Source organism: Actinomadura sp. 9N407 (assembly GCF_044326315.1).
Lineage (GTDB): Bacteria > Actinomycetota > Actinomycetes > Streptosporangiales > Streptosporangiaceae > Spirillospora.
In genome coordinates, this window is the sequence record NZ_JBIRAW010000016.1 from 137,525 (window position 1) to 164,498 (window position 26,974).

Annotated in this window: 20 protein-coding genes; 12 read left to right on the forward strand and 8 right to left on the reverse strand. The window is 68.9% G+C overall.

The features are described from left to right. Positions 1–76 precede the first annotated feature (76 nt). The gene (locus ACH34Q_RS25155) at positions 77–4,816 is read left to right on the forward strand and encodes an FtsK/SpoIIIE domain-containing protein (protein ID WP_395985502.1); all 4,740 of its coding nucleotides are present in this window, start codon (positions 77–79) and stop codon (positions 4,814–4,816) included. Here ACH34Q_RS25155 and ACH34Q_RS25160 read toward each other — a convergent pair. From ACH34Q_RS25160 to ACH34Q_RS25175, 4 genes are all read right to left on the reverse strand, one after another. Then, positions 4,779–5,360 carry a hypothetical protein gene (locus ACH34Q_RS25160; RefSeq protein WP_395985503.1) on the reverse strand — a complete coding sequence of 194 codons (582 nt, stop codon included), beginning with the start codon at positions 5,358–5,360 and terminating at the stop codon, positions 4,779–4,781. The genes ACH34Q_RS25155 and ACH34Q_RS25160 overlap by 38 nt on opposite strands. Before the next feature lie 278 nt (positions 5,361–5,638). Then, a complete protein-coding gene (locus ACH34Q_RS25165; protein WP_395985504.1) occupies positions 5,639–6,190 on the reverse strand; it encodes an exonuclease in 552 nt (183 codons plus the stop codon). 265 nt (positions 6,191–6,455) lie between these two features. Beyond that, on the reverse strand, positions 6,456–6,725 hold the full coding sequence (locus ACH34Q_RS25170) for a WXG100 family type VII secretion target (protein WP_395985505.1): 270 nt from the start codon (positions 6,723–6,725) through the stop codon (positions 6,456–6,458). A 321-nt stretch (positions 6,726–7,046) separates the two neighbouring features. Next, positions 7,047–7,586 (reverse strand): hypothetical protein, encoded by a 540-nt coding sequence (locus ACH34Q_RS25175; protein ID WP_395985506.1) that lies wholly within the window; start codon positions 7,584–7,586, stop codon positions 7,047–7,049. A gap of 177 nt (positions 7,587–7,763) precedes the next feature. On the opposite strand from ACH34Q_RS25175, the gene ACH34Q_RS25180 reads away from it, so the two are divergent. The 5 genes from ACH34Q_RS25180 to ACH34Q_RS25200 all read left to right on the forward strand — a co-directional run bounded on the left by ACH34Q_RS25180 (position 7,764) and on the right by ACH34Q_RS25200 (position 12,928). Beyond that, on the forward strand, positions 7,764–8,003 hold the full coding sequence (locus tag ACH34Q_RS25180) for a type B 50S ribosomal protein L31 (protein ID WP_395985507.1): 240 nt from the start codon (positions 7,764–7,766) through the stop codon (positions 8,001–8,003). A gap of 254 nt (positions 8,004–8,257) precedes the next feature. Then, entirely contained in the window at positions 8,258–8,650 is a 393-nt protein-coding gene (locus ACH34Q_RS25185) for a GntR family transcriptional regulator (protein ID WP_395985508.1), read from the forward strand. An 87-nt stretch (positions 8,651–8,737) separates the two neighbouring features. Continuing rightward, positions 8,738–9,358: a hypothetical protein gene (locus ACH34Q_RS25190; protein WP_395985509.1), complete on the forward strand. Its 621-nt coding sequence runs from the start codon at positions 8,738–8,740 to the stop codon at positions 9,356–9,358. Positions 9,359–9,429: 71 nt separating this feature from the next. After that, positions 9,430–11,214, forward strand: coding sequence for an acetyl/propionyl/methylcrotonyl-CoA carboxylase subunit alpha (locus ACH34Q_RS25195; RefSeq protein WP_395985510.1), 1,785 nt, complete (start codon positions 9,430–9,432; stop codon positions 11,212–11,214). Positions 11,215–11,506: 292 nt separating this feature from the next. Then, positions 11,507–12,928, forward strand: coding sequence for a hypothetical protein (locus tag ACH34Q_RS25200; protein WP_395985511.1), 1,422 nt, complete (start codon positions 11,507–11,509; stop codon positions 12,926–12,928). 130 nt (positions 12,929–13,058) lie between these two features. Here ACH34Q_RS25200 and ACH34Q_RS25205 read toward each other — a convergent pair whose 3' ends face one another. Next, entirely contained in the window at positions 13,059–14,447 is a 1,389-nt protein-coding gene (locus tag ACH34Q_RS25205) for an NAD(P)H-quinone dehydrogenase (protein WP_395985512.1), read from the reverse strand. A 340-nt stretch (positions 14,448–14,787) separates the two neighbouring features. Here ACH34Q_RS25205 and ACH34Q_RS25210 point away from each other — a divergent pair, with 340 nt between their 5' ends. From ACH34Q_RS25210 to ACH34Q_RS25220, 3 genes are all read left to right on the forward strand, one after another. Next, a complete protein-coding gene (locus ACH34Q_RS25210) occupies positions 14,788–15,240 on the forward strand; it encodes a gamma-glutamylcyclotransferase (RefSeq protein WP_395985513.1) in 453 nt (150 codons plus the stop codon). A gap of 232 nt (positions 15,241–15,472) precedes the next feature. Beyond that, complete coding sequence (locus ACH34Q_RS25215) at positions 15,473–16,273, forward strand: purine-nucleoside phosphorylase (protein WP_395985514.1); 801 nt, start codon at positions 15,473–15,475, stop codon at positions 16,271–16,273. 31 nt (positions 16,274–16,304) lie between these two features. After that, on the forward strand, positions 16,305–18,164 hold the full coding sequence (locus ACH34Q_RS25220) for a phospho-sugar mutase (RefSeq protein WP_395985515.1): 1,860 nt from the start codon (positions 16,305–16,307) through the stop codon (positions 18,162–18,164). Between the two features lie 162 nt (positions 18,165–18,326). Here ACH34Q_RS25220 and ACH34Q_RS25225 read toward each other — a convergent pair whose 3' ends face one another. Continuing rightward, the gene (locus ACH34Q_RS25225) at positions 18,327–18,962 is read right to left on the reverse strand and encodes a PH domain-containing protein (RefSeq protein WP_395985516.1); all 636 of its coding nucleotides are present in this window, start codon (positions 18,960–18,962) and stop codon (positions 18,327–18,329) included. A gap of 305 nt (positions 18,963–19,267) precedes the next feature. Continuing rightward, complete coding sequence (locus ACH34Q_RS25230; protein ID WP_395985517.1) at positions 19,268–20,347, reverse strand: adenosine deaminase; 1,080 nt, start codon at positions 20,345–20,347, stop codon at positions 19,268–19,270. Positions 20,348–21,552: 1,205 nt separating this feature from the next. Between ACH34Q_RS25230 and ACH34Q_RS25235 the strand changes: the two genes are divergently transcribed. After that, the gene (locus ACH34Q_RS25235) at positions 21,553–22,839 is read left to right on the forward strand and encodes a DUF222 domain-containing protein (RefSeq protein WP_395985518.1); all 1,287 of its coding nucleotides are present in this window, start codon (positions 21,553–21,555) and stop codon (positions 22,837–22,839) included. Positions 22,840–22,844: 5 nt separating this feature from the next. On the opposite strand, the gene ACH34Q_RS25240 is transcribed toward ACH34Q_RS25235, so the two are convergent. After that, positions 22,845–23,303, reverse strand: a complete 459-nt coding sequence (locus tag ACH34Q_RS25240) for a hypothetical protein (RefSeq protein ID WP_395985519.1) — start codon at positions 23,301–23,303, stop codon at positions 22,845–22,847. A gap of 282 nt (positions 23,304–23,585) precedes the next feature. Between ACH34Q_RS25240 and ACH34Q_RS25245 the strand changes: the two genes are divergently transcribed. Together ACH34Q_RS25245 and ACH34Q_RS25250 are read left to right on the forward strand one after the other, a co-directional pair. Then, positions 23,586–24,524 (forward strand): RNA polymerase sigma-70 factor, encoded by a 939-nt coding sequence (locus ACH34Q_RS25245; protein ID WP_395985520.1) that lies wholly within the window; start codon positions 23,586–23,588, stop codon positions 24,522–24,524. Between the two features lie 560 nt (positions 24,525–25,084). Next, positions 25,085–26,650: a cytochrome bc complex cytochrome b subunit gene (locus ACH34Q_RS25250; protein WP_395985521.1), complete on the forward strand. Its 1,566-nt coding sequence runs from the start codon at positions 25,085–25,087 to the stop codon at positions 26,648–26,650. The last annotated feature ends 324 nt before the right edge of the window (positions 26,651–26,974 follow it).

A 26,974-nucleotide genomic window follows, 5' to 3' on the forward strand; every position in this document is an offset into this window, starting at 1 on the left:
TGTACGGTCCCGCCTCCCCGCGCGTCCCGGATTACTAAGCTGGCCCGGACTGCGTCGGCGGCGTTGGAGGGCTTGAATGCGGATCTCGTTCACGGCGCTGACCGGCCAGGGGCCACGGGACGTGGTGATCGACGTCGACAATGAGATGACCGTTGACGGCGTCGCCCACTCGCTCTTCTCCGTGCTGGAGACCACGCAGAAGCTGGAGACCACGCAACTGGACGGAACGTCCAGACCGAGAGAGCGCTCCGGGCCATTGCGGCCCCGTTTTACAAAAGCCGCATTGCCCACATTCTCCGCGGCTTCCCCTGCCTCCCCTACCTCCCCGTTGTCCCCTGCATCCCCGGTGTCCCCGGCGCGGCCGGTGGAGCGCCGGGAGCAGCAGGCGCTGTGGATGGACGGGCGGATGCTCGACCCGCAGGCCCGAGCCGTACGCGAGCTGCGCGACGGCGCCGTCGTCGCGGTGGAGCAGCGCGCCGCCGCGGCGACCGTGCTCGCCGAGCCCACCGGCCTGGTCGAGGTACGGGTCGTCGCCGGCCCCGCCGCCGGGTCGGTGCACCGGCTCGGCCTGGGCACGAGCACGCTGGGCTCGGGCGACGGCGTGGACGTCACGATCGCCGATCCGGCCGTACCGGCCCGCTCGCTACGGATCACGGTCGCTCGCGACTGGGTCGAGGTGGAGGCGTCCGCGCACACCGCCGGGGGCGCGCTGCTGGACGGGGAGCCGCTCACCGGTCTGGCCGTCTGGCCCGCCGGCGGCATGCTGGCCGTCGGCTCCAGCATCCTCACCATCGCCCCCAGTGCCGCCCCGGACACCCACCTGGAGCCGCTGCCTGATGGAGGTCTGGCGTTCAACCGCCCGCCCCGCCTCAACCCGGCCGGGCGTACGCGGCGGTTGGAGGTCCCCAAGCGTCCCGAACGAAATCCCCGCGAACGGCTACGTCTCTTCGGCGCGCTGCTGTTCTCGGCCTTCGGGCTTGTCATGGCGTTCGCACTGGGGCAGTGGTGGTGGGCGCTGTTCGCGCTGGCCTGGCCGGTCATGACGCTAGGCGAGTGGATCGGCGACCGGCTGCACGGACGCAAGTCGTACAAGAAGGCGCTGAAGGAGTACCAGAGCAAGGCTGCGGAGTTCGGCGGCAACCTGGACCGGCTGCGTAGGGAGGACCAGGCCGAACGGCGCGTAGTCCACCCTGACCCGGCCGAAGTGCTGCTGACGGCGACCGGGCCCAGGCGGCGTCTCTGGGAACGCCGCATCACCGACCCAGATGCCCTGCACTTGCGCTTGGGTCTGGCCGACCTGCCCGCCCGGATCGAGCTAGCTGGAAACACGGGGCTAGCTGGAAACACGGGGCTGGCTGGAAACGGTGGGTCGGCCGGAAGCAATGTGCTCGACCCCGAGTTGGGCGACGTTCAGGTGCCCACGGCCCATCTCGTACCGGTCGCGTTGCCTCTCCCCGAACTGGGGGTCATCGGGCTAACGGGACCGCGCCGCACCTCGCGCGCGCTTGCGCGATGGATGGTCGGGCAGGCCGCAGCACTGCACAGCCCCCGCGACCTCGCCATCGTCGTCCTGAGTGCCGACCAGGAAGCCGGCGACGAGTGGAACTGGGTGCGCTGGCTACCGCACAGCAAGCCGCGCGAGGGCGAAGAGTGCACCGCCCTAGTGGGGACGGACCCCGAATCGGTCGCGCACCGCATCACCGAACTGGCGATCCGCGTCACCGAACGGCGCCGTGCCGCACAGCCCTCGTCCGGTCTCGTTAGCTCCAGTCTCCATAGCAAGAGCGAGAGCATCCCGTACAACATCCTGATCGTGCTCGACGGCGCGCGCGCCCTGCGTCGCGTACCGGGCATGCCGATGCTGCTGTCACGCGGTCCCGAGTACGGGCTGTACGCGATCTGCGTGGACGACGAGGAACGGCTGCTGCCCGAGGAGTGCACCGCCGTCGTCGCCTGGGATCCCGAGAGCCCGGAGACCGTGCGGCTGCGCGGGCAGGGACTGGACGTACTCGGGCCCATACTCGCCGACCAGGTGTCCCCGGCCTGGACCGACCGCGTGGCGCGCGCGCTCGCTCCCGTACGGGACGTGTCGCGCGAGGATGCCGCAGAGTCGATTCCAGCCGATGTCCGGCTCCTGGATCTGCTCGATATGGCCGACCCCACTGCAGAGCACGTTCTGGGCTCTTGGGCTCGGACGGGCGGCCGTACGACCCGTGTCCCCATCGGACTCGGCACTGACGGCCCGCACGAGATCGATCTGCGCACCGACGGACCCCACAGCCTCATCGCGGGCACTACCGGCGCCGGTAAGTCGGAGCTGCTGCAGACCCTCATCGCGTCCCTGGCCGTGGCCAACCGACCGGACGAGATGACGTTCGTGCTCATCGACTACAAGGGCGGCGCCGCGTTCAAGGACTGCGCCAAGCTGCCGCACACCGTGGGCATGGTGACGGACCTGGACGGCCACGCCACCGAACGCGCCCTGGAATCGCTCGCCGCCGAACTGCGGCGCCGCGAGGAGATGCTCCTGGAGGCGGGCTCCAAGGACATCGACGACTACAACGACCTCCGAGCCAAGCCGCCCGAGCCTTCCGCGACGCCCGAGCACCCCGCGACATCCCAGTCCCCCACGACGCCGGGTCTGGCCCCGATGCCGCGCCTGGTGCTGGTCATCGACGAGTTCGCCGCGATGGTCGCCGAACTGCCCGCCTTCGTGGCGGGCCTGGTCGACATCGGGCGCCGGGGCCGTTCGCTCGGCGTGCACCTGATCCTGGCCACCCAGCGTCCGGCCGGCGTCGTCACCGCCGACATCCGCGCCAACACCAACCTGCGCATCGCCCTGCGGGTCACCGACCCGGACGAGTCCACCGACGTGCTGGACGCCGCCGACGCCGCCCAGATCTCCAAGACGACGCCCGGCCGCTGCTACATCCGTTCAGGCGCCTCGGAACTGCACGTCATGCAATCCGCGCGCGTCGGTGGGCGGCGCCCAGGGAGCCGTGCCGAAACCCAGGCGACGGTCCTGCCCGTACCGTGGCAGGGCCTGGGACGCCCCTTGCCCGCACCTCGCGAACCCGTCGACGACGCAACGATGGTCACCGACCTCGCCGTCCTCGTCCAGGCCGTGGAGGAGGCCGCGCGCCGCTCCGCCATCCCGCGCCAGCCGTCCCCTTGGCTCACCCCACTACCGGACCAGGTCCGCCTGACGCCGCGTACGGCCGCCGGCGGTTCCGTGGTGAACGTGCCGCCCATCTCGTTCGGCGTCACCGACCTGCCCGCCGTACAGTCGCGCGAGCCGCTCACCCTGGACCTCGCCAGTGGGGGTCACCTCTACCTGGCAGGGTCCGCACAGTCGGGCCGGTCCACCGCCCTACGCACCATCGCGGGATCGCTGGCGGGGGCATGCTCCCCGTACGACGTCCACCTCTACGCCATCGACTGCGGAGCCAACGCGCTCCTCCCCCTGGTGTCGCTCCCGCACTGTGGGGCCGTGGTCACCCGCGACCAACTGGACCGCTGCGAACGCCTCCTGACTGCTCTCGCCACCGAGGTGGCCCGGCGCCAGCAACTCCTCGCCGAAGCAGGCTTCGCCTCACTGGCGGAACAGCGCGCCGCCGTAGCGGCCACCGACCGCCTTCCCTGGATGGTCCTCCTGCTCGACCGCTGGGAAGGCTTCGTCGCCGCGTTCGAGAACTACGACTATGGCCGCCTCGTCGACGCCGTCATGCGCCTCCTACGCGAAGGCGCCGCCGTCGGTCTCCGCGCAGTATTCACCGGCGACCGCACCGGACTCAGTGGCCAGGTCTCCACCGTCTTCGACCGCCGCCTGATCCTGCGCATGGCCGACCCCAACGACTACGGGTACGCGGGCCTCCAGGAGAAGCAGGTCCCTGCGGCCATGCCCCCGGGCCGTGCACTGGAACTCGTCACTCCCGGCGCGCCCCTACGCGAATCGCAGATCGGCCTCTTGGGAGACGATCCCTCTGGCACGGCCCAGGTCGCCGCCCTGCAGGAGATAGCCCGTACGTGCATGAGCCGGTACGGCCGCCTGCCCCGCAAGCAGTGCCCCATCCATGTGGACGAGCTGCCCGTACGGGTCACGTACCGCGAGGCGATGGCCCTCGACCAGGACTTCCTGGCCCCGTCCGCCCTCTGGACCCTGGTCGGCGTAGGCGGCGACACCCTCGCCCCCATCGGAATCGACCTCCTCCATGAAGGCCCCGGTTTCACTGTGGCCGGCCCACCGCGCTCGGGCCGTTCCGCCACGCTCCGTACGATCGTGCACTCGCTCCTCGACCCCACTGTGGGCGGCGGGCTCGTACCGGTAGCGCTCATCACCCCGCGCCGTTCCCCGCTCCGCCTCCTGGCTGGCCGCCCCGGCGTACTCGGCGTCCTCACCGGCGACTCCGACGCGGACGACCTCGTGAACGCCATCGGCGACGAGCACCGCTACGTCGTCGTCGTGGACGACGCCGAACTCCTCGACGAGACCGAACTGGACGACGCCCTGCGCGAAGTCCTCCGTACCGCCCGGGACGGCGAGCACGCGGTCGTCATCGGCGGTACGACCACGGACCTGGGGCGCGGCTACCGCGGCTTCCTGTCCGACACCCGGCGCTCACGTTCGGGGGTCCTGCTCTCCGTCGACTCCCCCGACGACGGAGACATCTTCGGCCTGCGGCTGCCCCGCAACGCACCCCTAGGCGGACCCACCGGACGCGGCCTTTTCGTCGCCACAGGCGCGACCACGCAGATCCAGGTGGCCCTGCCGCCTCCGGTCAGCGGAGATTCCGCAGACAGGGGCTCCGGACGGTGACGAGCACCCCGGCGTCCCCCTCGCCCGGGATCAACTCGACAACGAAGCCCTCCGCGTCCTCGAAGAACGCCTCATGCCGCCGCCCCACGGCCTCATGGTCCTTCGCCAACCCTTCCGCGAGGCGATCCACCGTCTCCTGCCCACGCTCTCCGTCCCGCGTCCCGTCGAGCGTCGTCACCACCTCCACGGCTCCGCTCCCAAAGGGCTGGACCAACCCCTTCTCACGTCCCGCGTAGGCCCAGCACCCACCCGCCCTGACGCGTACCGACGCCCGTCCTTCCTCGGCGACTTCCTCGAGCTTCGCTTCGGCCCGCCGCTCCGCCTCGTACCGGCCCATGGAACTGAACCGATCCGCGTACTGCCGGTACTGCTTGCCCGGGTCATAGAAGTCGGATGCAAGCCCCGTACACCATCCGGCCGTGGCCACCCCAACGACGAGCCACCCGGACATCAGCCCAAGCCCCAGCCAAGGCGACCCGCGCAACATGAGGAAGAGCCCACCGCCAAGGCAAACGAACGCGCAGACCACCGCGACCGCCAGCACCAGGCCCAGCGAGGGAGGCTTGGGCATCCACTGCCGATCAGGCGCCATCCCTATGCCCCAGGGCCACAGCAGCAACGGTACGGAGGCCAGCAAGCACACACCCGCCGCGAGAACGGCCCCGCCGAACACCCGAGCCAATGCGCCCATGGCCCCAGGTTCCGCGTTCGGCACGCACCTGTCACGACGCAGCACCATGATCACTGACGCGGGCGGCGGCGCCAGGGCGGCGAGAACTCCAAGGCTGCACGGGTGCATGGTCTCGGGGCCGGGCGCATGATCTAGGGGCGGGACGCCAGGATGGCCTCGAAGACCTGCGCCAGCTCCGCGGCGTCCTCACCGGCGTGGTGGGTGTGGGGCAGGCCGTCCAGGTCGAGCTTCTGCTTGATGATGCTCTTGCGCGAGCTGACCCATTCGCAGCCGTGCAGGCCCATCCAGTAGCTCCGCAGGTCGATTCCGGCGCCGCTCGCGTTGAACGGGCTCTTGCCGAGGAACCGCAGGAAGTACCAGTGCACGAACATCCCGTCGAAAACGGCCGGCCCGGCCAGGAACACCGGCCGGCCGATCTTCCTCAGGCCATTGATCCACTTCGTGGCGGACGCCATCGCCTCCTCGGCCGCCGGTGCCTCCCGTACGAGCCGGTCACGGTCGAGCCCCGACACCGCCAGCGCCTCCGGTACGAAGTCGTCCGAGATCGGCCGCAGCTCCGTGTAGAACATGAGGTCGGACCGTCCCGTGACCGCCATTCCCAGCGAGATCATGCTGTACGGCCCGGGAATCGGCCCGTCCGCCTCGACATCGACGGCGATGTACAACTCCGGAAGCTTCTCCATGCCCGCGAAACTACCGGCGCGTCCTGGCCAGATCCATCAGATAAACGGCCCTTGAAACCGCCGTCGCATGAACGGCCCTCCCGCCGCCGGCATGAATTCGTCTTCCACGAGATCTTCCACGTGGTCTCCACGAATGGATGCCGCACGGGTGGATGGCGCACGGGTGGATGACGCATGGGTGCGGCGGTTCGGGCGCCAGGAGGTGGGAAGCGGGCCCCGGCCTCGGGGGGATGGGCCGGGGCCCGCAGTCATGGGGAGGCGGGCGTCAGCGCGTGGCCGCCTCGATGTTCTGCTGGGAACGCTTGATGTCCTGGCTGCCCTGCTCCAGCGCGACGGCCATCTTGTCGAAGGCGCTCTTGGCCTCCAGCCAGGCGCTGCGGAACCTGTCGGCCTGCGGGCCCCACCAGATGTCCTGGCTGCTGACGGTACGGCCGTTGAGGTCCTTGATCAGGGCGTCGAGGTTCCGGGAGTGCTTGTTGAACGTCCGGGACAGATCTTCCAGCGCCGCGATGCTGGCGCCCCTCTTGTCTGTCATGACCGACCCTTCCGTTACTGGAACGCTTCATCACTACAACGCTGCGTCGTTGGAACGAGTGTCGCTGGAACGAGCTCGGTATTGCAGGGTGCTTTCCAGGCAATGCCGACAGCCTACGGGTCATCGTTCGCAGGAATCCAGCGGGCATCGACCGCCCGGCCGCCGAATGTGTCGTCCATACCTCGTCGCGCCATGGCCGGACCTGGCCAGCGAGCCCTCGAAATCAGCAGGTGCTTGCGGACGCCGTTCCGCGGCGATGTCAGGCCGAACGATGTCAGGCCGTACGAGCCGGGCCGTACGATGCCGGGCCGTACGGCGGCGCTACCGGCTGGGAGCCGGGTCGTTGACGGGGGTGGCCTTGGGGTCGATGACCCGTTCACCGGTGAGGGTGATGCGTTCGCCCTGGGTGGTGAAGTCGAAGCGCCGGCGGATGGACTGGATGACCTTGCCGGTGCGGTAGCGGACCTCGGTGTGCTCGATGGCCTCAAGGGTGATGTGGTCGCCGGAACGGACGGCTCGGGCGGGTTCGAGGCGGGTACGGGCGCCGGTGTACGGAGGGCCGCCCTCGATCGGGGCGCGGTTCCGGTTCTCCAGTTCGCGTACGGCGCGTTCCTGGACCTTGGCCACCTTCGGGGATATGACGACGCCCAGGATCTCGTCAGGGACGCTCTCGGGGCGTTCCCGGGAACGCTGGACGAGGGCCTGCGACCGGTTCTGCACGAGGGTGCTCGCCGCGGCGGTGAGCTGCTTCTTGGTGTCCTCGTCGACCGTGGGCAGGTCACGGCCGAGCGCGGACGAGGGTGGTACGAGGCAGGCGGCCACGGCGAGCACCAGCCCCAGGCGCGTCCAGTGACGGACCATCCAGTCTCCCGGGTCATCGGCTGATCAATCGGGAAGATACACCTGGTGGGCGAATCTCCGGGCGTTCTCGGGCCGTTCTCTTGGCCGTCGCCCGGGCCGTTCTCGGGAGGGACCCGGGGAATGAAAACGGTTATCATCATGTTGACGCCCACGTAGGTCACGACGGGAGGGATAGCAATGCAGAACATTCATCCGGAGTACCGGCCCGTCGTCTTCCGTGACCGGAGTGCGGACTACGCCTTCCTGACGCGGTCGACGGCCGGCAGCGAGCAGACGATCGAGTGGACCGACGGCAACAGCTACCCCGTCATCGACGTGGACGTGTCGTCCGCGAGCCACCCGTTCTACACAGGCCGGGGCCGCGTGCTGGACACCACCGGGGCCGTGGAGAGGTTCAAGCGGCGGTACGGGCGGTAAGGCCACCGAGACGGCAGGAACCCCAAGACAGACACCCCAAGACAGACGTAGAGCAAGCGGCGGGCCATGAGGCCCGCCGCTTGCTTTTTGACGTCTCGCCTCCTGGCACCCGCCCTCCCTCCTGGCACCCGACCTCGCTGCACTCCTGGGTCGCGGAGCCCGACCCCGCCGAAGAAGGTTGACAGCCATACTTGGCTATGTACTATCCAACTACGCACTTAAAGTACTAGCCATCTAGATAAAAGGACCTCGGGATGATCGACTTCTACCTGGACGCCCGGTCCGGCGTCTCGCCGTACCTGCAGCTGGTCCGCCAGGTGCGGCAGGCGCTGCGGCTGGGACTGCTGCGTGAGGGCGATCAGCTCCCGACGGTCAAAGAGGTGGTGGCGCGGCTGGCGATCAACCCCAACACGGTGCTGAAGGCGTATCGGGAGCTGGAGCACGAGGGCCTGGTCGGTGCGCGGCCGGGCGTGGGGACGTTCGTGACGGCGACGCTGGCCGACGCGTCGCTGGCGGCGCACGGGCCGTTGCGGCAGGACCTGCAGCGCTGGCTGACCAAGGCCCGGATGGCCGGGCTCGACGACGAGAGCATCGAGGCGTTGTTCATGACGACCTTTCGGACCGCCGCTCAGGAGGACATAGCGTGACCGCCGTCCCGCAAGCTCAGGGACCGGGCACGGCCTCGGACCGCTCGCGCGCCGCGAGTTCCCGCAGAGCCTGATGGAGGTCCGGCGATGATCTGGCTGTCCTGGCGCCAGTTCCGCGCCGCCGCCGCGATGATGTTCGGTGCCCTCGCCGCGCTCGCCGCCGTTCTGAGCCTGACCGGCCCGGGCCTGGCCGACGACTACTCCACCGGAATCGCCGCGTGCGTCGCCCAAGGCGCCGACGGTTGCTCGGACTTCTTCCAGCGGTTCTACCACGACAACGCGGCCGCCTTCCTAGGCCTCACCGCCGTCATGCTGGTCATGCCCGCCCTGGTCGGGCTGTTCTGGGGGGCGCCGCTCATCGCCCGTGAACTGGAGGCCGGTACGCACCGGCTGGTGTGGAACCAGAGCATCACCCGTACCCGCTGGCTGGCCGTCAAGCTCGCCCTCACCGGCCTGGCCGCGATGATCGCCGCGGGTCTGTGCAGCCTCGCGGTGACCTGGTGGTCCGGCCCCATCGACAAGAGCGCCGCCAACAATTCCCCGAGCTTTCCGACCGCTCCGCCGACCAGCCAAGGCGGTCGACCAGCCCGGACAGGAGGGCGACCAGCCCGGGAGGGACGGCGGCCGGGCCCGGCGTGGAGGGCGGTCTGCCGGGTAGCGCGCCGAGCTGCGGCCCGTCCCCTATCAGTAGGGCGTTGTGCACCATAAGGAGACCCTTACGAAAGTCAGGCACGGGGATTATCTAGACTGCGCGTGCGAGGTTGAGGGAGGAGACCCACGTGCGCAAGGTCCTGATCGCCAACCGCGGTGAGATCGCGGTCCGTATTGTCCGTGCCTGTCGCGACGCCGGGCTGGCCAGTGTCGCGGTGTACGCCGAGCCGGACCTGGACGCCCTGCACGTTCGGGTCGCCGACGAGGCACATGCCCTGGGCGGCCAGACAGCGGCCGACAGTTACCTGAACATAGACAAGATTCTGAAGATCGCCGTGGATTCCGGTGCGGACGCCGTGCATCCCGGTTACGGCTTCCTGGCCGAGAACGCCGATTTCGCCACCGCCGTCGAGGCGGCGGGGCTGACCTGGATCGGTCCGTCCCCCGAGGCGATCACCGCGCTGGGCGACAAGGTGCAGGCCCGGCACATCGCCCAGAAGGTGGGCGCGCCGCTGGTGGCCGGCACCAAGGACCCCGTCTCGGGTTCCGACGAGGTCGTGGCGTTCGCCGAGGAGCACGGCCTGCCGATCGCCATCAAGGCGGCGTTCGGCGGCGGCGGGCGCGGGCTGAAGGTGGCCCGGACCTTGGACGAGGTCGCCGACATGTACGAGTCGGCCGTACGGGAGGCCGTCTCGGCGTTCGGGCGCGGGGAGTGCTTCGTCGAGCGCTACCTCGACCGTCCGCGCCATGTGGAGACCCAGTGCCTGGCCGACAAGCACGGCAATGTGGTGGTCGTCTCCACGCGTGACTGCTCGCTGCAGCGCCGGCACCAGAAGCTCGTGGAGGAGGCTCCGGCCCCGTTCCTGAGCGAGGAGCAGCTCGAACTGCTGTACCGCTCGTCCAAGGCCATCCTCAAGGAGGCCGGGTACGTCGGTGCCGGTACGTGCGAGTTCCTGGTCGGCCAGGACGGGACGATCTCCTTCCTGGAGGTCAACACCCGGCTGCAGGTCGAGCACCCGGTGACCGAGGAGGTCGCGGGGATCGACCTGGTCCGCGAGATGTTCCGGATCGCCGACGGCGAGGAGCTCGGGTACGGCGACCCGGAGCTGCGCGGGCACTCGATCGAGTTCCGGATCAACGCCGAGGACCCGGGCCGCAACTTCCTGCCGGCCGTGGGCACGCTCACGACCTGGCAGCCGCCGTCGGGCCCGGGCGTACGGCTGGACTCCGGCTGCGTCGAGGGGCAGACGATCCCGCAGGCGTTCGACTCCATGATCGCCAAGCTGGTCGTGACCGGCGCCACGCGCAGGCAGGCCGTGGAACGGTCGCGGCGGGCGCTGGCGGAGTTCGAGGTGGCGGGGATGCCGACGGTGCTCCCGTTCCACCAGGCCGTCCTGAACGACCCGGCCTTCATCCCCGAGGTCGACGACGAGCCGTTCAAGATCCACACTCGCTGGATCGAAACCGAGTTCGACAACACGATCCCGCCGTACGAGGGCGAGATCGCCTCGCCCGACGACGCGGACGCCGGCGAGCGCGAGCGGGTGACCGTCGAGGTCGGCGGCAAGCGGGTCGAGGTCGTCCTGCCGGCCGGGTTCGGTGCCGGCTCGGCAGGCGGCGCGGGGGCGGGCGCGGGCAAGTCCGCCCCGGCCAAGCGGCGCGGCGGCAAGAAGGGCGGCGGAGCCGCTGCTTCGGGCGACTCGCTGGTCAGCCCGATGCAGGGCACCATCGTCAAGATCGTCGCTGCGGACGGCGCCGAGGTGGCGGCCGGCGACCCGATCGTGGTCCTGGAGGCCATGAAGATGGAGCAGCCGCTGAACGCCCACAAGGCCGGTACGATCACCGGCCTGGCGGCGGAGGTCGGCCAGACCGTCTCCAACGGCGCCGTGATCTGCGAGATCAAGGACTCCTGAGGCGGCGAACACCCGTACACGAGCATCCGTACGCGAGCACTGCGTCCAGACGTTCGGGCACTTGAGCCGAGGCGATGCGCCCCCGGCCCCGAGATGGGGCCGGGGGCGCCCGTGTCTCTGGGATCCGTGGTTCTGGAGACCCGTGTTTCTGGAGAGGCTGGGGACCTCGACCAGCCTTGGGACCTATGGCAGGCCACAAGGCCGGGTATGCCCGGATTAGGCGGAACTGGCGGAACTCGCGGAACGTACGGCGACGCCTGCTCGTCTACCAGGTGAGGAGGCCTTTTACCAGATGAACACCGCCGAGATCAACACCGGTCAGATCAACGCTGATCAGATCAACGCTGATCAGATCAACGCTGATCAGATCAACAACGGTCGGATCAACAACGGACCGGTGCGTACCGGACCCCGACGAGGGCGGGCGGTCCGCCGCGGCGCGCTGGCGGTGGTCGCGGCCGCCGTGTTCGCGATGCTGTTCGGCTTCGCCGCCCCCGCACAGGCGGACGACAACGCGTCCACGATCGCCAACGGCCTGATGAACTCCCGGTTGTACGTGACCAGCGAGGCGCAGGCCCAGGCGCAGGGCGCGGCCGCCATCGACCAGAACGCCGTACGGTCGGCGCTCGACAAGCAGGACGAGGCCGACATCCGGGCCGTGGTGGTCCGCAACGGCGTCGGCCAGCAGTCCATGGGCCAGATGCTCGTCGCGGTCAAGAGCCGCGTCGACAAGGGCGAGACCTACGTCGCGATCACGGCGGACGGCTCAAAGATGACGGGTATCTCCGACACGTTCAGCACCCGGGAGATCAACCAGCTGATCGCCCGTTCCGACCCCGCGAGCAACGTCCAGACGCGGCTGACCGCGTTCGCCGACGTCGCCGAGACCAAGGCCGACGAGAAGGCCCGCACCGGCATGATCGGCGGCTTCTTCACGCTCGGCATCGTGGTCCTGGTCATGGCCGGCGCGTTCGGCGCGTTCCTCGTCGCCGGCAAGCGCCGCCGCGACCGTGAGATCCGCGAGATGGCCGAACTGAAGAGGGGCGTCGAGGAGGACGTGACGCTGCTCGGCGAGGACATCGCCGCGCTGGACCTCAACGTCATGGACAAGAGCCTCGATCCCGGTACGCGCCAGGACTACGAGCACGCCATGAACTCCTACGACGAGGCCAAGGTGGCGACCGAACGGGCCGCGCGGCCGACCGACATGCAGAAGGTCACCGAAGCCCTGGAGAACGGCCGCTACCACATGACCGCCACGCGGGCCCGGCTCGCGGGCGACCCCGTACCGGAACGGCGCGCACCGTGCTTCTTCAACCCGCAGCACGGCCCGTCCGCGCAGGACGTCACTTGGGCGCCCCCTGGCGGCGTGGCGCGTTCCGTACCGGCGTGCGAGATGGACGCCCAGCGTGTCCTGAGCGGCCAGGCACCCGACGTCCGGATGGTCCCGTACGGCGACGGCCGCAGGCCCTACTACGACGCGGGCCCGGCGTACGCGCCGTACGCGGGCGGCTACTACGCCGGATACGGCGGCATGGACCTGCTCGGCGGGATGATGATCGGCACCATGCTCGGCTCCATGATGAGCGGCGGCTTCTACGGAGGTGGCGGCGACATGGGAGGCGGCTTCGGCGGTGAAGGCGGCGACGTCGGCGGAGGCTGGGACTTCGGCAGCGGCGACTTCGGCGGCGGAGGCGACTTCGGCGGCTTCTAGCGCCGTGCCCCAGGCCTGGCTTCTAGCGCCGTGCCCCAGGCCTAGGGCAGAGGCGTGGGCCGGGCCTGGGGCGGCCCACGCCATTGGCCGGCTGTACGGGTGGCCGGCTGTACGGGCCGACGCGGGTGGGTCAGTATGCGTGTTCGGTCATGAGGCGGCGGGAGGCCTCGGTGATGCTGCCCGACAGCGACGGGTAGACGGCGAACGTGTGCGCGACCTGGTCGACGGTCAGGTGCTGCTGTACGGCGACCGACACGCCGAGGATCAGTTCGCTGGCCCGGGGCGCCACGATCACGCCGCCGAGCACGATGCCCGTGGACGGCCGGCAGAACAGCTTGACGAAGCCGTCCTCGAAGCCCTGCATCTTGGCACGGGCGTTGCTGAACAGCGGGAGCATGACCGTACGGGCGTTGACGTCACCGGAGTCGACCATCACCTGCGTCACGCCCACCGAGGCGACCTCGGGGTCGGTGAAGATGTTGGACGACACCCAGCCGAGCTTGAGCGGCTGGACGGCCTCGCCGAGCGCGTGCCACATGGCGATCCGGCCCTGCATGCCCGCCACCGAGGCCAGCATCAGGATGCCGGTGCAGTCACCGGAGGCGTAGATGTGCGGGACGCTCGTCCGGGAGACCTTGTCGACCTCGACGAAGCCGCGCGCGCTGAGCTTCACGCCGGACTTCTCCAGGCCGATCCCGCGCGTGTTGGGCTCCATCCCGACGGTCATCAGGCAGTGTGAGCCCCTGACCTTGCGGCCGTCCTCAAGGGACACCACCACGCTGTCGCCGTCGCGCTCGACCCCGGCCGCCCGCGAACGCGACATGACGTTCATGCCCCGGCGCAGGAAGACCTCCTGGAGGACGGCGGCGGCGTCGGCATCCTCGGTGGGCAGGATCCGGTCGCGCGAGGACACCAGCGTGACCTTGGATCCGAGCGAGAGGTAGGCGCCGGCCAGCTCGGCACCGGTGACGCCGGAGCCGACCACGATCAGTTCCTTGGGCAGTTCGGGCAGGTCGTACAGCTGGCGCCAGTTGAGGATGCGCTCGCCGTCGGGCTCGGAACCCGGCAGCACGCGCGGGGTGGCGCCGGTGGCGAGCAGGATGACGTCGGCCCGCAGATGGCGGTCGCCGACCGCGACGACATGCGGCTCCACCAGCCGCGCCTCACCCCGGATGATCTTGACTTCCTCGTAGGCCAGCCGCTCGGCGACATCGAACGACTGCGCCCGCGCCAGGTCCTTCACCCGCTTGTTGACGGTGGGAAGATCGACCTCCAGCCCGCCGACGATGCCGTCCGGGCCGCCGTTGAAGCGCAGCCCGAGCCCTGCGGACTCGGAGACCACGGCCATCCGGGTCGAAGTGGCGATGAGCGTCTTGGAGGGCACGCAGTCGGTCAGCACACAGGCGCCGCCGGGGCCGTCGCGTTCCACCACGGTCACGTCGGCGCCGAGCTGCGCCGCGACGAGGGCGGCCTCGTAACCGCCGGGGCCTCCTCCGATGATCAAGATCCGGGTAGTCACGCTTCCCATTGTTTCTCATCGGGGGCGATGACCTGACCAGGACACCGCGTAACCAGGACAGCTCGTACCAGGACAGCTCGTACCAGGACAGCTCGTACCAGGACAGCTCGTACCCAGGACAGCTCGTACCCAAGGGAACAGGTAACCAGGGACACCCGGCCGTCGGCTGCGTCCGCGTGGCCTAGGCCGCTCGCCCCAGGCCGCGAGGGCGCGAGGCCGCTGGGCCCGGCTCGGCTCGGCTCGGCTCGACCCGGCCCGGCCCGGCCCGGCCCAACTCCATCGACCGGTGCGCTGGACCCGGGCCGCGCGAGTTCGGGGAACTGACGTACGCTTGACGACCGTGGCACTGTACGCGGCGTACGCCTCCAACATGGATCCGGACCAGATGGCGGTCCGGGCTCCGCACTCGCCCATGCGCGGTACCGGCTGGCTCGCGGGCTGGCGGCTCACCTTCGGCGGCCAGGAGGTCGGCTGGGAGGGCGCTCTTGCGACGGTGGCGGAGGACCGCCACGAGCAGGTCTTCGTCGTGCTGTACGACGTTCCGGCCTGGGACGAGACCGAGCTGGACGGCTGGGAGGGCGCGGCCCTCGGCGTCTACCGCAAGATCAGGGTGCGGGTCTCCACGCTGGAGGGCGACGTCCTGTGCTGGATGTACGTCCTCGACGACTACGAGGGCGGCCTGCCGTCGGCCCGCTATCTGGGCATCCTCGCCGACGCCGCCGAGGTGGCCGGCGCGCCCGACGACTACGTGAAGGAATTGCGCAACCGCCCCTGCAAGTCGATCGGCGACTAGCGGACCACGCGGCCCGGGGAACCACACAGCCCGAGGAACCTCACGTCCAGGGAACCCCCTGCAGGACAATCCCGCGCCCAAGAGTCCCCCGGTCAGAAGAACCTCGCGTCCAGAGAACCTTCGCGCCCAAAGAACTTCTGGTACTAGAGAATTCCCGCGCCAGAACCTCCTGCACCAGAGAACCTCCTGCGCCAGAGAACTCCCGGACCAGAGCGCCGGTAGTGTCGACCTGGTGAGCAATGATGCTTTTCCACGGGCCCGAGCCGCCGCGGAGCGGCTGCGGGAGCTGACGTCCTTCGACTCCTTCGACGTGGCCCTGGTGATGGGGTCCGGCTGGGTACCGGCCGCCGACGCGCTCGGCGAGCCTCTGACGGAGCTGACGGTCACCGAACTGCCCGGCTTCGCGCCCCCCGCCGTCGAGGGCCACGCGGGGAAGATCCGCGTGGTGGAGATCGGCGGCCGGCGCGCGCTGGTCTTCCTTGGCCGTACGCACCTGTACGAGGGGCTGGGCGTCGATCCGGTCGTGCACGGTGTCCGTACGGCGCTGGCGGCCGGAGTGCACACCGTGGTCCTGACGAACGCGGCGGGCGGGCTCCGTCCCGAACACCAACAGGTCGGCGACCCGGTGCTGATCTCCGACCATCTCAACCTGTCCGGTGACAACCCGCTCACCGGCCCGACCTTCCTGGACCTCACGGAGGCGTACTCGGGACGCCTGCGGGCGCTGGCCCGCGAGGTGGACCCGTCGCTGGCCGAGGGCGTGTACGCGGCGTTCCGCGGCCCGACGTACGAGACGCCCGCCGAGATCCGCATGCTCCGTACGCTCGGTGCCGACATGATCGGGATGTCCACGGTCCTGGAGACGATCGCGGCGCGGCAGGGCGGTGCCGAGGTTCTGGGCGTGTCGCTGGTGACCAACATGGCGGCGGGGCTGGCCGAGGGAACTCTCGATCACGAAGAGGTCCTCGCCGCGGGCCGCGTGGCCGCCGGCAAGATGGGGACCTTGCTCGGAACGGTCATCTCCAAACTGTGAACGAGCCTCCTGCCGTGAAAGAGCCCATGCCTTGAACGAGCCCCATGCGGTGAAGGAACGCCGACGCAAGCAGGCCGAGGAGTGGCTGGCCCAGGATCCCGATCCCGTGACCCGCGACGAGCTGCGCGAGATCCTGGAGGCTGGGGATGAAGCGGCTCTGGCTGATCGGTTCGGGGCCCGGCTGGAGTTCGGCACGGCGGGGCTGCGCGGCGAGCTGGGCGCGGGCCCTAACCGGATGAACCGCGTCACGGTCATGCGCGCCGCCGCCGGCCTGGCGGCCCGCCTGCGTACCGGCAACGCAACGACCAGGACGGGCGGAAAGGCTCCCAGAACGGACGACGCGGCTACTGGAACGAGCGGAAAGGCTGCTGGAACGGGAAGCGCGGCTGCCGAGGCAGGCGGTGTGGCCGGCGGTGTGGTGATCGGGTACGACGCGCGGTACGGGTCGGAACGGTTCGCGCTCGACACGGCGGCGGTCGTCACGGGTGCGGGGCTCAAGGCCTGGCTACTCCCCCGGACGCTGCCCACCCCGGTACTGGCGTTCGCCGTACGGCTTCTGGGGGCCTCCGCGGGCGTGATGGTGACCGCGAGCCACAACCCGCCGCGGGACAACGGTTACAAGGTCTACTGGGACGACGGGGCGCAGATCGTACCGCCGCTCGACAGCGAGATCTCGGCGGCCATCGACGCGGTCGGACGGGTGGACGCGCTACCGCTCGGCGACGACTGGACGGTCCTGGGCGACGAGATCGTCGAGGCCTACCTGGACGCCCTGTCCGGTCTCCCGCTCGGCGATGCCCGCGACGTCACGACGGTCTATACACCGCTGCACGGCGTGGGCCGAGAGGTCCTGCTGCGTGCCTTCGCTCGCGCCGGATTCCCCGAGCCGACCGTCGTACCCGAGCAGGCCGAGCCCGACCCGGACTTCCCGACGGTCGCGTTCCCGAACCCCGAAGAGCCCGGCGCCATGGACCTGGCACTCGACCTCGCCCGCGACGCGGACATCGCCGATGTCCCGGACATGTCCGGAGGCACGCACCGGACCGGAGCCGTGGACCTAGTGATCGCGAACGACCCGGACGCGGACCGCTGCGCCGTGGCCGTCCCGAGCCATGCCGAACGTGCCGACCGAGCAGAAAGGGCCGACCTAGCAGGAAGCGCCGGCCGAGCAGGACGGCAGCTCACCGGCGACGAACTCGGGGGACTGCTCGCCGAGCACGTCCTGCGGAACACTCCATCGGATGCGCCTGGCGACCGGCTCGTCGTGACGACGATCGTGTCCTCCTCGCTGCTGGCCCGGATCGCCGAGGCGTACGGAGCGCGCTCGGCCCGGACCCTGACCGGCTTCAAGTGGATCATGAAGGCCGGGGACGGGATCGTCTACGGGTACGAGGAGGCGCTCGGCTACAGCGTGGGCGGGATCGTCCGCGACAAGGACGGCATCGGCGCGGCGCTCACGATCGCCGCCATGGCCGCCGAGGCCAAGCGGGACGGCCGGACGCTCCTTGATCTCCTGGACGACCAGGCCCGCCGGTACGGCCTGCACGCGACCGCGCAGCTGTCCATCCGGGTACGGAATCTCGCGCTGATCCCCGAGGCCCTGGAACGCCTGCGGGTCGCTCCTCCGGCCGAGCTTGCCGGGTTCGCCGTCGAACGCTTCGATGACCTTGCACAGGGTGTGGACGGGCTGCCGCCCACCGAGGGGCTGCGGTTCGAGCTGGCCTCGTCCGCGCGAATCGTCGTCCGTCCGTCCGGCACCGAGCCCAAGCTCAAGTGCTACCTGGAGGTCGTACGGCCCGTACACGAAGACGTGGCCGCCACGCGGGCCGAGGCGGCACGAGATCTGGACGCCCTCCGCGACGCCCTCTCCACCGCCCTCGCCCTGGACTGAGCCTCAGGTCGGCAGGCCGAGCCCAAGGTCAACAGAGCAGTTCCAAGTCAACAGAGCAAGCCTTCAGGCCGGCAGAGCACAGTCCCAGGCCAGCAGAGAGAGCGTCAGGTCAGCAGAGCAAGTCTCAGGCCGGCAGGGGCAGTCTCAGGTCACTGAGCAGCTTCAGGTCACCAGAGCAAGCAAGGCCGCGACCGCGACCAGCGCGCCCGGGACCGCCAGCGCCGCGACCGCCTTCCGCGACCAGGTGATCTTGCCGCCCGGCTCCGCGTCTTCCGCAGGAGGCGCGGTCTTCGATGCCTTCACCTTCGGAGTGTGGCTCTTGGCCAGATCATTGAGCTGCTGGACGGCGTACATGGTGGGCGTGCTGTTCCTCAAGGCCGCCGCGGCGGCGCCCTGGGCGCCCGCGGCCTCCCGTCGCTGCCGGGCCTCGGCCTTGGCACGGGCGCGCGGCGACGTCTGGTGCACCCAGGCCTTGACCTTTCGCTCCTCGCCGCCCTGCTCCTTGAACAGGAATGTCAGGGCCTCCGTACCTTCGATCTTGCGCGAGGACGGCCACGGGACCCGTACGTCCCGCATCGGGTTCCGTACCGTGATTCCCTGCTCGTCGGCGACCACGGCCGGGCGCAGGCCCATGACGTACGCGATGCCGCAGCCGAGCAGGAGCAGCGCGGCCATGACCAGCGCGGCCACGTCCCGGCCGCGCACGGCGATATCGATGAGATTGAGCGTGGCGAAGGCCAGCCACGCCCAGGCGCCCACCCGTGCGGCGGTGGACCGGATCGTCAGCAGCGGGGTCATGCCAACATCTTTCCAGGGGACACGGCACTCCAGGGACACAGCGCTCTAGGACACAGCGCTCTAGGGACCAAGGACACAGTGCTCTAGGGACACAGCATTGCGAGGGCCGGCGTTCAGCGACACGGAACGCATTGGTCATGGGACACCTGGGATGCCGAACGCCACGGGACACGGGCCACGGGCCGCCAGACCAGCGACAGACGCGATCCCTGCCGCCGAAAACTCGCCCCCCCACCGCGGAGGACTTAAATCCCGGTCGGGAAGGCGCCCCATCCTTGTCAGGGAAGATCCTTGTCAGGGACGACTCAATCCTGGTCGCGGAGCGCTGCGAATCCGGGCTTGATGATGTTGTTGATGAGCTCCAGCCGTTCGTCGAACGCGATGAAGGCCGACTTCATCGCGTTCACCGTGAACCACTGCAGGTCATCCCATCCGTAGTCGAACGCCTCCACCAGCTTGTCCAGCTCCAGCGACGGCAGGGTTCCACTCATCAGCCGGTTGTCGGTGTTGACCGTGACCCGGAAGCTCAGCCGCCGCAGCAACCCGATCGGATGCTCCGCGATCGACTTGGCGGCCCCCGTCTGGATATTGGACGTCGGGCACATCTCCAGCGGGATCCGCTTGTCCCGTACGTACGCGGCCAGCCGACCCAGCTGAGGGTTGCCGTCCTCGTCCTCGGTGATGTCGTCGATGATCCGTACACCGTGGCCGAGCCGGTCGGCACCGCACCACTGGATCGCCTGCCAGATCGACGGCAGTCCGAAGCCCTCGCCCGCGTGAATGGTGAAGTGGGAGTTCTCGCGCTGGAGGTACTCGAAGGCGTCCAGGTGGCGGGTCGGCGGGTAGCCGGCCTCCGCGCCCGCGATGTCGAAGCCGACCACGCCGGCGTCCCGGTACCGGACGGCCAGCTCGGCGATCTCCATGCTCCGCGCCTGGTGCCGCATCGCGGTCACGAGCGTCCCGACCTGGATCCCGTGATCACGGCTGCCCTGGGCGAACCCGTCCAGGACCGCCTCGACGACCTGCTCCAGCGGCATTCCGGTCGCGGTGTGCAGCTCCGGCGCGTACCGCACCTCCGCGTACACCACACCGTCCTTGGCCAGGTCCTCCGCGCACTCGTACGCGACGCGGGTCAGCGCCTCGGCCGACTGCATGACCCCCACGGTGTGCGAGAAGGTCTCCAGGTAGCGTTCCAGCGACCCGGAGTTGGACGCCTCGGTGAACCACGTACGCAGGTTGCCGGGGTCGGTCGTCGGCAGGTCCTCGTACCCGGCGTCCCGCGCCAGTTCCACGATGGTCTCGGTCCGCAGACCGCCGTCCAGGTGATCGTGCAACAGCACCTTCGGCGCGCGCCGGATGTCTTCGAGAGACGGACGATCGTTCATCTGAACGAATCTACTCCCCGCTCCCCACTCTCACGTTGGCAACTCTCGCCGACGAACCGGCCGTTACTCAGTAATGATCGTCCCGCCGACCCTCCCAAACAGGCCTTGGCCGTACCCGCTCCTCCACTGTCCTCGCCCCCAGGCTTTCCCGACCTTGGAGGCCAGATCAGGGGGCCGGGGGCCAGGGGCCGAAGGCTGGAGGCCGGGCGGGCCATGGCCGAGGCGGGGCGGGGCGGGGACGGAGACAACAGGGCCGGGGAACGGGAAACGGGGGCAGTGGTGGGGGCGGCGCTGCGTACGGGGGCGCCCCTCCAGCGTCAAGGGCGCTTCGCGTCGCTTCGCGATCGGCCTCCGGCCGACCCTTGACCCTGGAGCCTCTGCGCCCCCTGAAGGCAGTCCCATCGGGCAGGCTCCGCCTGCCCCGCCCGACGCGCCACCCCCACCCCTTCCAAAGCTCCAAGGAGGCTCCTCGCGCAAGAGGGAGTCGTTTTCAACGTGACGAGGTCTCGCGGAATTGAAAGACGTGGATACCTTGGCTATGCAGCCCCACATGGAATAGATAACACTGAAGTTTGCGAACCTTTTGCGTTGACTTTGAGTTGGCTCTCAGTACGAATGATCGCATGTTCGCATGGTTCGCCAAATTCGCGCAGCCGAGGGTGTACGTGGTCAGCTTCACCCTTCCAAGGTAACCAGCATTTAGGCACCCTTCCTTCTCCTGGACCGCCCTTCGCGATATCGGCGACATGTCCGTCGACCACATGGCGGGACTGCGCTTTCTATCCCACTTTGTACGCTCCCTTGCAGGTCATAGGTCCCTTCTTCAGATCACAGAGTGCGCTCCTCGATCTAGCCTTTTCTCAAACCACCCTTTCCTACTCCGGAGAACTCTCAGAATTTCGCAGCCCTGGAGGTGGGACATGAACATCAATGATGTCTCCCGACCCGCGATCCTCGATGTGCGCGTGAATCGCCTACTCACTTTCGAGCATCCGCCTCCTGCACCCCTCTTTACGCGACCTTCTTTACATGACTCTGCCTCCGCGACAGAACATGCCGTACACCGAATAGGCCATGTCTCGCCAGCAGGACTATTGTCCAGATAGACATGGTTTGTCTGTCAGACATACCGACTTGCGGAGATGTCGTGGAATTATTGGATGAACTTGTTGTGATCAATCGATTGCACTCGGCAGTATTAGCTCATGCGTTCGAGTGGGGGCGATGTGCAGTCCATGTCCACCGGGGAGCTGGTGGACATGGCCGCTGCGGTCGTGTCCGAGCTCGCTGCCCGTGGGGCGGCCGAGTCGGCGATGGTGTGCATGGAGTGGGCCGAGACGTTGGTCCGGGCCGCTGATGTGCAGGAAGGTGTGCTGGCTGGGCTGATCGGTGTGGTCGATCGTGCCGGTGAGGTGCGTCGCTGGGGTTTTCCGTCCACGCAGGCCTGGCTTCGGTCTCGGCTGGGGATGCGTGATGCGCGCGCCAGGGAACGTGTTCTGCTGGCTCGCCAGCTGCCTCGCGTGCCCGAGGTGGCCGAACGGCTGGGTGATGGGTCGCTGTCGTCGGGGTACGCGGTGGCGATCGTTCAGTCGGTGGCCCGGCTGGGCGAGGAGGACTGTGTCCGGGCCGAGGAACTGCTGCTGGAGATGGCCGACGACGGCTTCTCGGCCGGGAAGGTCGCCTCGTTCGGGTCCCGGATCCGTGAGGTGATCGCCGAACGCGACGGCACCGAGCAGGCTCCAGATGACGCCGTACGAGGTTATGAGCGGTCATGGATCGCCTCGACGCGCTCACTGGACGGCGGCCGGTATGTGAAGGGCTGGCTGAACGCCGAGGACGCCGCTGTCTGGGACGGCACTCTGGGGCCGCTGGCCAAGCCGGCGGGACCCGAGGACCGGCGGGACCTGTCCGAGCGGACGGCCGCCGCACTGTCCTGCGTGCTGGCGGGTGGCCACCGAGCCACCAAGGTCACCGTGATCTGCGATCTGGAGACGCTGACCGGTGGCAACGCCCCGGCCAGACTGTCCGACGGCACCCCGATCCCCGCCGCCCAGGCGCGGCGGATCGCGCTGACCGCCGGGGTCTCACCCCTGCTCTTGGGGCCCGGCAACATCCCGCTGTACTTGGGACGGCGGGCCCGGTTCGCCTCCCTGGGTCAGCGCCGGGTACTGGAGGCCTTGTATCCGACATGTGCCGTACGCGGGTGCGAAGTGCCCGCCACGCTTTGCGAAGTGGATCACGTGGACGGGTGGGCGCTGGGCGATGCCCCGACCGATGTGGACCGGCTCGCGCTGTGCTGCGGCTGGCACAACCGGTTCAAGCACACCGATCCGCACCAGATGAGCGTTCAGAAGGATCGTGACGGACGGTTCGTCTACCGCCTGGAGGCCTACCGGCCTGGGCGAGCCCTTCCCTCGATCACCCAGCGCGAAGGCAGGGCCCACCGGCTGACGGGTAGATGTTCATCCGCTCGGCAACCAGCAGGGCCCTAAGCTGATCAGACCAAGTCGTACATGTGCCCGCCTCGCCTGACGGGTGAACGCGCGCCGGCCAGGCGTGCCGAAGGGTGCCAGGACGACGGCGAGCGCAGTCCACAGTCCGCAGCATCACGCCCGCCGTCATGTAGGTGACCACACAGATGGTGCGGGCACCACGCCACGGCAGCGCGGGTACGCCAATCAACGATCTTGGAGAGCGAGATCTCGAAGTTGCCCGCCGCGCCACCCAGCGCCGACGCGGCGGCAAAGCCGAGCAGCCCGATCTGGAAGGTCCGTTTGCGGCCGGTGTGATCTGCGATCCGGCCGCCCAGCAGCAGGCTGCCGAACGCCAGCGTGTACGCGGTGATGATCCACTGCCGGTCACCATCCGAGATCATCAGATGGGCCGGCCCGATGAAGAACAGCGCGGCCCAGCGGCGCGACGAGACCGCCGGTGCCTGCGCCTTCGTGGTTGCCATGACTCTTCGTCCTCTGCTCGTGGAGTTGCGTACCGCGCGGATCCTTCGTGCGGCGCCGATAAATCACGAGACGCGGGCGTCTGATCCCTGTGACAGAGCGGGCCATGTGACAGAGCCGATCATGTGACGTGCGCCACCGATCGCGGGTGTCACAAAGCGGCGTGGACCGGCGTCTTGTGCATGGAGGACGGTTGGCCCGCAGGGGCGGTTTGAGCAGCCAGGGCGTTGACTAGCAGGGCGATTTGACCAGCCGGGACGGTTGAGAGTGAGCGGGAGCCAGGCATGAGTGAGCACGGCGAACGAGCGACGGAAGCAGTCGAACCACTCGCTCCTGGCGACCGCGTGGACTCCGCTACCGACGTCTTCGTCGCCCACCGGAACCTGCTGTTCACCATCGTCTACGAGATGCTCGGCTCGGCCGCCGACGCCGAGGACGTCCTGCAGGAGACCTGGCTGCGATGGGTGAGCATCGATCTGGACACGGTGCGGGAGCAGCGCGCGTACCTGGTGCGGATCGCCACCCGGCAGGCGCTGGACCGGCTACGCACGCTCGCCCGGCGCAAGGAGTCCTACGTCGGGCCGTGGCTGCCCGAGCCGCTACTGACCATGCCCGACGTGGCCGAGGACGTCGAGCTCGCTGAAAGCATCTCGATGTCCATGCTGGTCGTACTGGAGACACTCGGGCCGACCGAGCGGGCGGTGTTCGTCCTGCGCGAGGTGTTCGCTCTGGACTACGACGAGATCGCCGAAGCCGTCGACAAGACCCCGGCCGCGGTCCGCCAGATCGCCCATCGGGCACGGGGACACGTCGCCGCACGCCAGCCGCGCGGCATCGTGTCCCCGGCAGATACTCGGGCTGCGCTCAGTGCCTTTCAACGGGCGGTCGAGACCGGCGACCTGCAGCACCTGCTCGACATCCTCGCGCCGGACGTCGTCGCCCTGAGCGACGGAGGCGGGATCAAACAGGCCCTGCTGCGACCCATTGTCGGGGCCGACAAGGTGGCTCGACTGTACGCGGCCTCTTTGAACAGGGTCGGCGCCGCGATATCGGCCGAGCCGGTACAGGTCAATGGTGGTCCGGCTCTGATCGTACGACTCAACGGGGAGATCGACGGCGTGATGGCGGTGCTCGTAGAGGGCGGTTTGGTCACCAGGCTCTACTACGTGCGCAATCCCGAGAAACTGTCGCGTGTGGAGCGGGAGACCGTTGTGAGCCGCTGAGGCTAATGAGAACGACCGGATGAAGCGACCTACGGGTGGGACAGCCTACGGACGGATAGGCCTGCGGACTGGCAGACCTGCAGCCGGACGGTCTACAGCGAGAACGTCCGACTGCCGGGACGTTCTTATAGTCGCTGTGCTCGTGGGTTATGTGGGGCCACCGTGGCAGGGGGCTCTCGATGCTCGTTGCGTGACCTCGCCGTTCCGGTCCTTCTCCCGGTGCCGCTGCGAGGACTGCTTGCGTGCGCTGCTAACGCCGAACGTACCAGCCCCGAAGTGCACCGATCTGGGCGGCCGATGCGGCCACAGTTGATGGGCCCGCCTGGCGGTCGGCGGTGCGAGGCGGCCGGGACAGGGGCACTGGCGTGCTCATCAACCAGGGATTTCGAGCGACGGTCATTGATCTGTCTGAGCTCTGAAGCAGCACGACCATAGTCACCTATATCACACGTGGCGTTTATCACCCGGCCGACCTGTCACATTTCATGCCTGGAATCGGTCTAGTTCATTAGACGGGCCTATTCCGGGGGCGTGAGCTGATGAAGAAGAAGCCGATCACAATGGCACGTGCGAATGTGCGTTCGCGGCGGCTCAGGGACGAGAAGGTTCGCCCTGACCGGGGGCGGCCGGGCTCGCCCCGGCCGCTGCCGAACGCGCTGATGACGGTCACCGGCGGGCCTACGAAGGGCAGCCCGCTCCAACGCTTGGTCCGGCGTACGGAGGCGGATCATTGGAGTTTCCTGTTCGCGCAGATCACACTCCACTCCTTCATCGTGCTGCTGGCCACCGGGGCGTTCCTGACGTTCTTCTTCGACCCGGACATGGCGCGGACGACCTACGAGGGCTCCTACGGTCCCCTGCGCGGCGTCGAGGTCAGCAAGGCGTACGAATCCACTCTGCATCTCAGCCTCGAGGTACGCGGCGGGCTGCTGATGCGCCAAGTCCACCACTGGGCGGCGCTGATCTTCACGGCCGCCATCTGCTGCCAGATCCTGCGGATGTTCTTCACCGGCGCGTTCCGCAGCCCACGCCGCCTGAACTGGCTGATCTGGGTCGGCATGCTGACCCTGGCGATGGCCGCGGGCGTGACCGGTACCGTGCTGCCCGATGACATGCTGTCGGGCGGCAGCCTCAGCCTCATCCAGGGTGTCACCCAGTCCATCCCCGTCATCGGGACCGGCGTGACCTTCCTGCTGTTCGGTGCCGACATCCCCGGCGACGACATCATCCCGCGCCTGTACTGGGCGCACATCCTGCTGGTCCCCGCCGCCATCGCCGCGCTGTTCCCGCTCCGCCGCCTGCTGATCACGCGTTTCGGGCACACCCGCTTCCCGGGTTCCCCGCCCGCCGGCCGACGCCGCGGCCTCCGTTCGGTCGCGCTGCTGCTGTACACCTGCGGAGTGCTGGTACTGCTGGGCACCCTCGCCCAGATCAACCCGATCTGGCTGTACGGCCCCTACGAGCCCGGAGCGATCAGCGCCGGGGCCGTACCTGACTGGTACATGGGGTTCCTGGACGGCGCGGTACGGATCATGCCCGGCTGGGAGATCACCGTCGCCGGTCATCCGATCACCCTCGCGGTGCTGGTGCCCGCCCTCCTGGTCCCTGGCGCGTTCTTCACCGCCCTGGCCGCCTATCCGTGGATCGAGCGGCGGTTCACCGGCGACCGCCGCCTTCACCATGTCCTGGACCGGCCCCGCGACCACGCCTTCCGTACCGGGCTGGGCGCCGCCGGGATCGCCTTCTACGGCCTGCTGTGGGCCGCCGCCGCCAACGATCAGATCGCCGATACCTTCCATCTGTCGCTGTTCGCCGTGACGGGATTCTTCCGCATCGCCGTACTCATCGGGCCGGTCGTGGTGTTCGCGATCACCCGCTGGATCTGCCTCGCGCTGGTCGCCCGCGAATGGCAGGAGGTCGAGCACGGCTACGAAACCGGCCGCATCGTGATGACCGCGGACGGTGCTTACAGCGAGATCCACGCCCCCGTCCACGGCCCTGACCTCGACCGTGATCACGACCAGGATCAGGCCCTGGAGCAGGGGCAGGAGCAGGCTCAGGAGCAGGGCGAGATGCCGCGCCCAGATCTCGAAGGTGGGCAACCCCGCCGTCTGATCAGGCAGTGAGAGGTCGCGCAACCTCGCGGAAGCGAGCACCTCTCGGGATTCTTGCGGAAGCTCGCGGGCTGCTGCGGCGGTGCGTGAGGTGGCCTGTGTTGAACTGGGGCTGATTGTGGCGCACTTACCGATGGCTTACGACTCTGGCGGACGGTGCCGTACGTGGGCGGGAAGCCGCGGGGCTGAACGCGTTCTCAGGTACACCCTCGGGCTCGAGTTCGCAGAGCTTGGACGGACCATTCGAGCGCGGGTGTCAGGTCTTCTGGAGGCAGCCAGCCGTTGATCACCAAGAGGAGTTGGATGTACCGCTGCCTGCGCGGGTCGTTGGTTGGA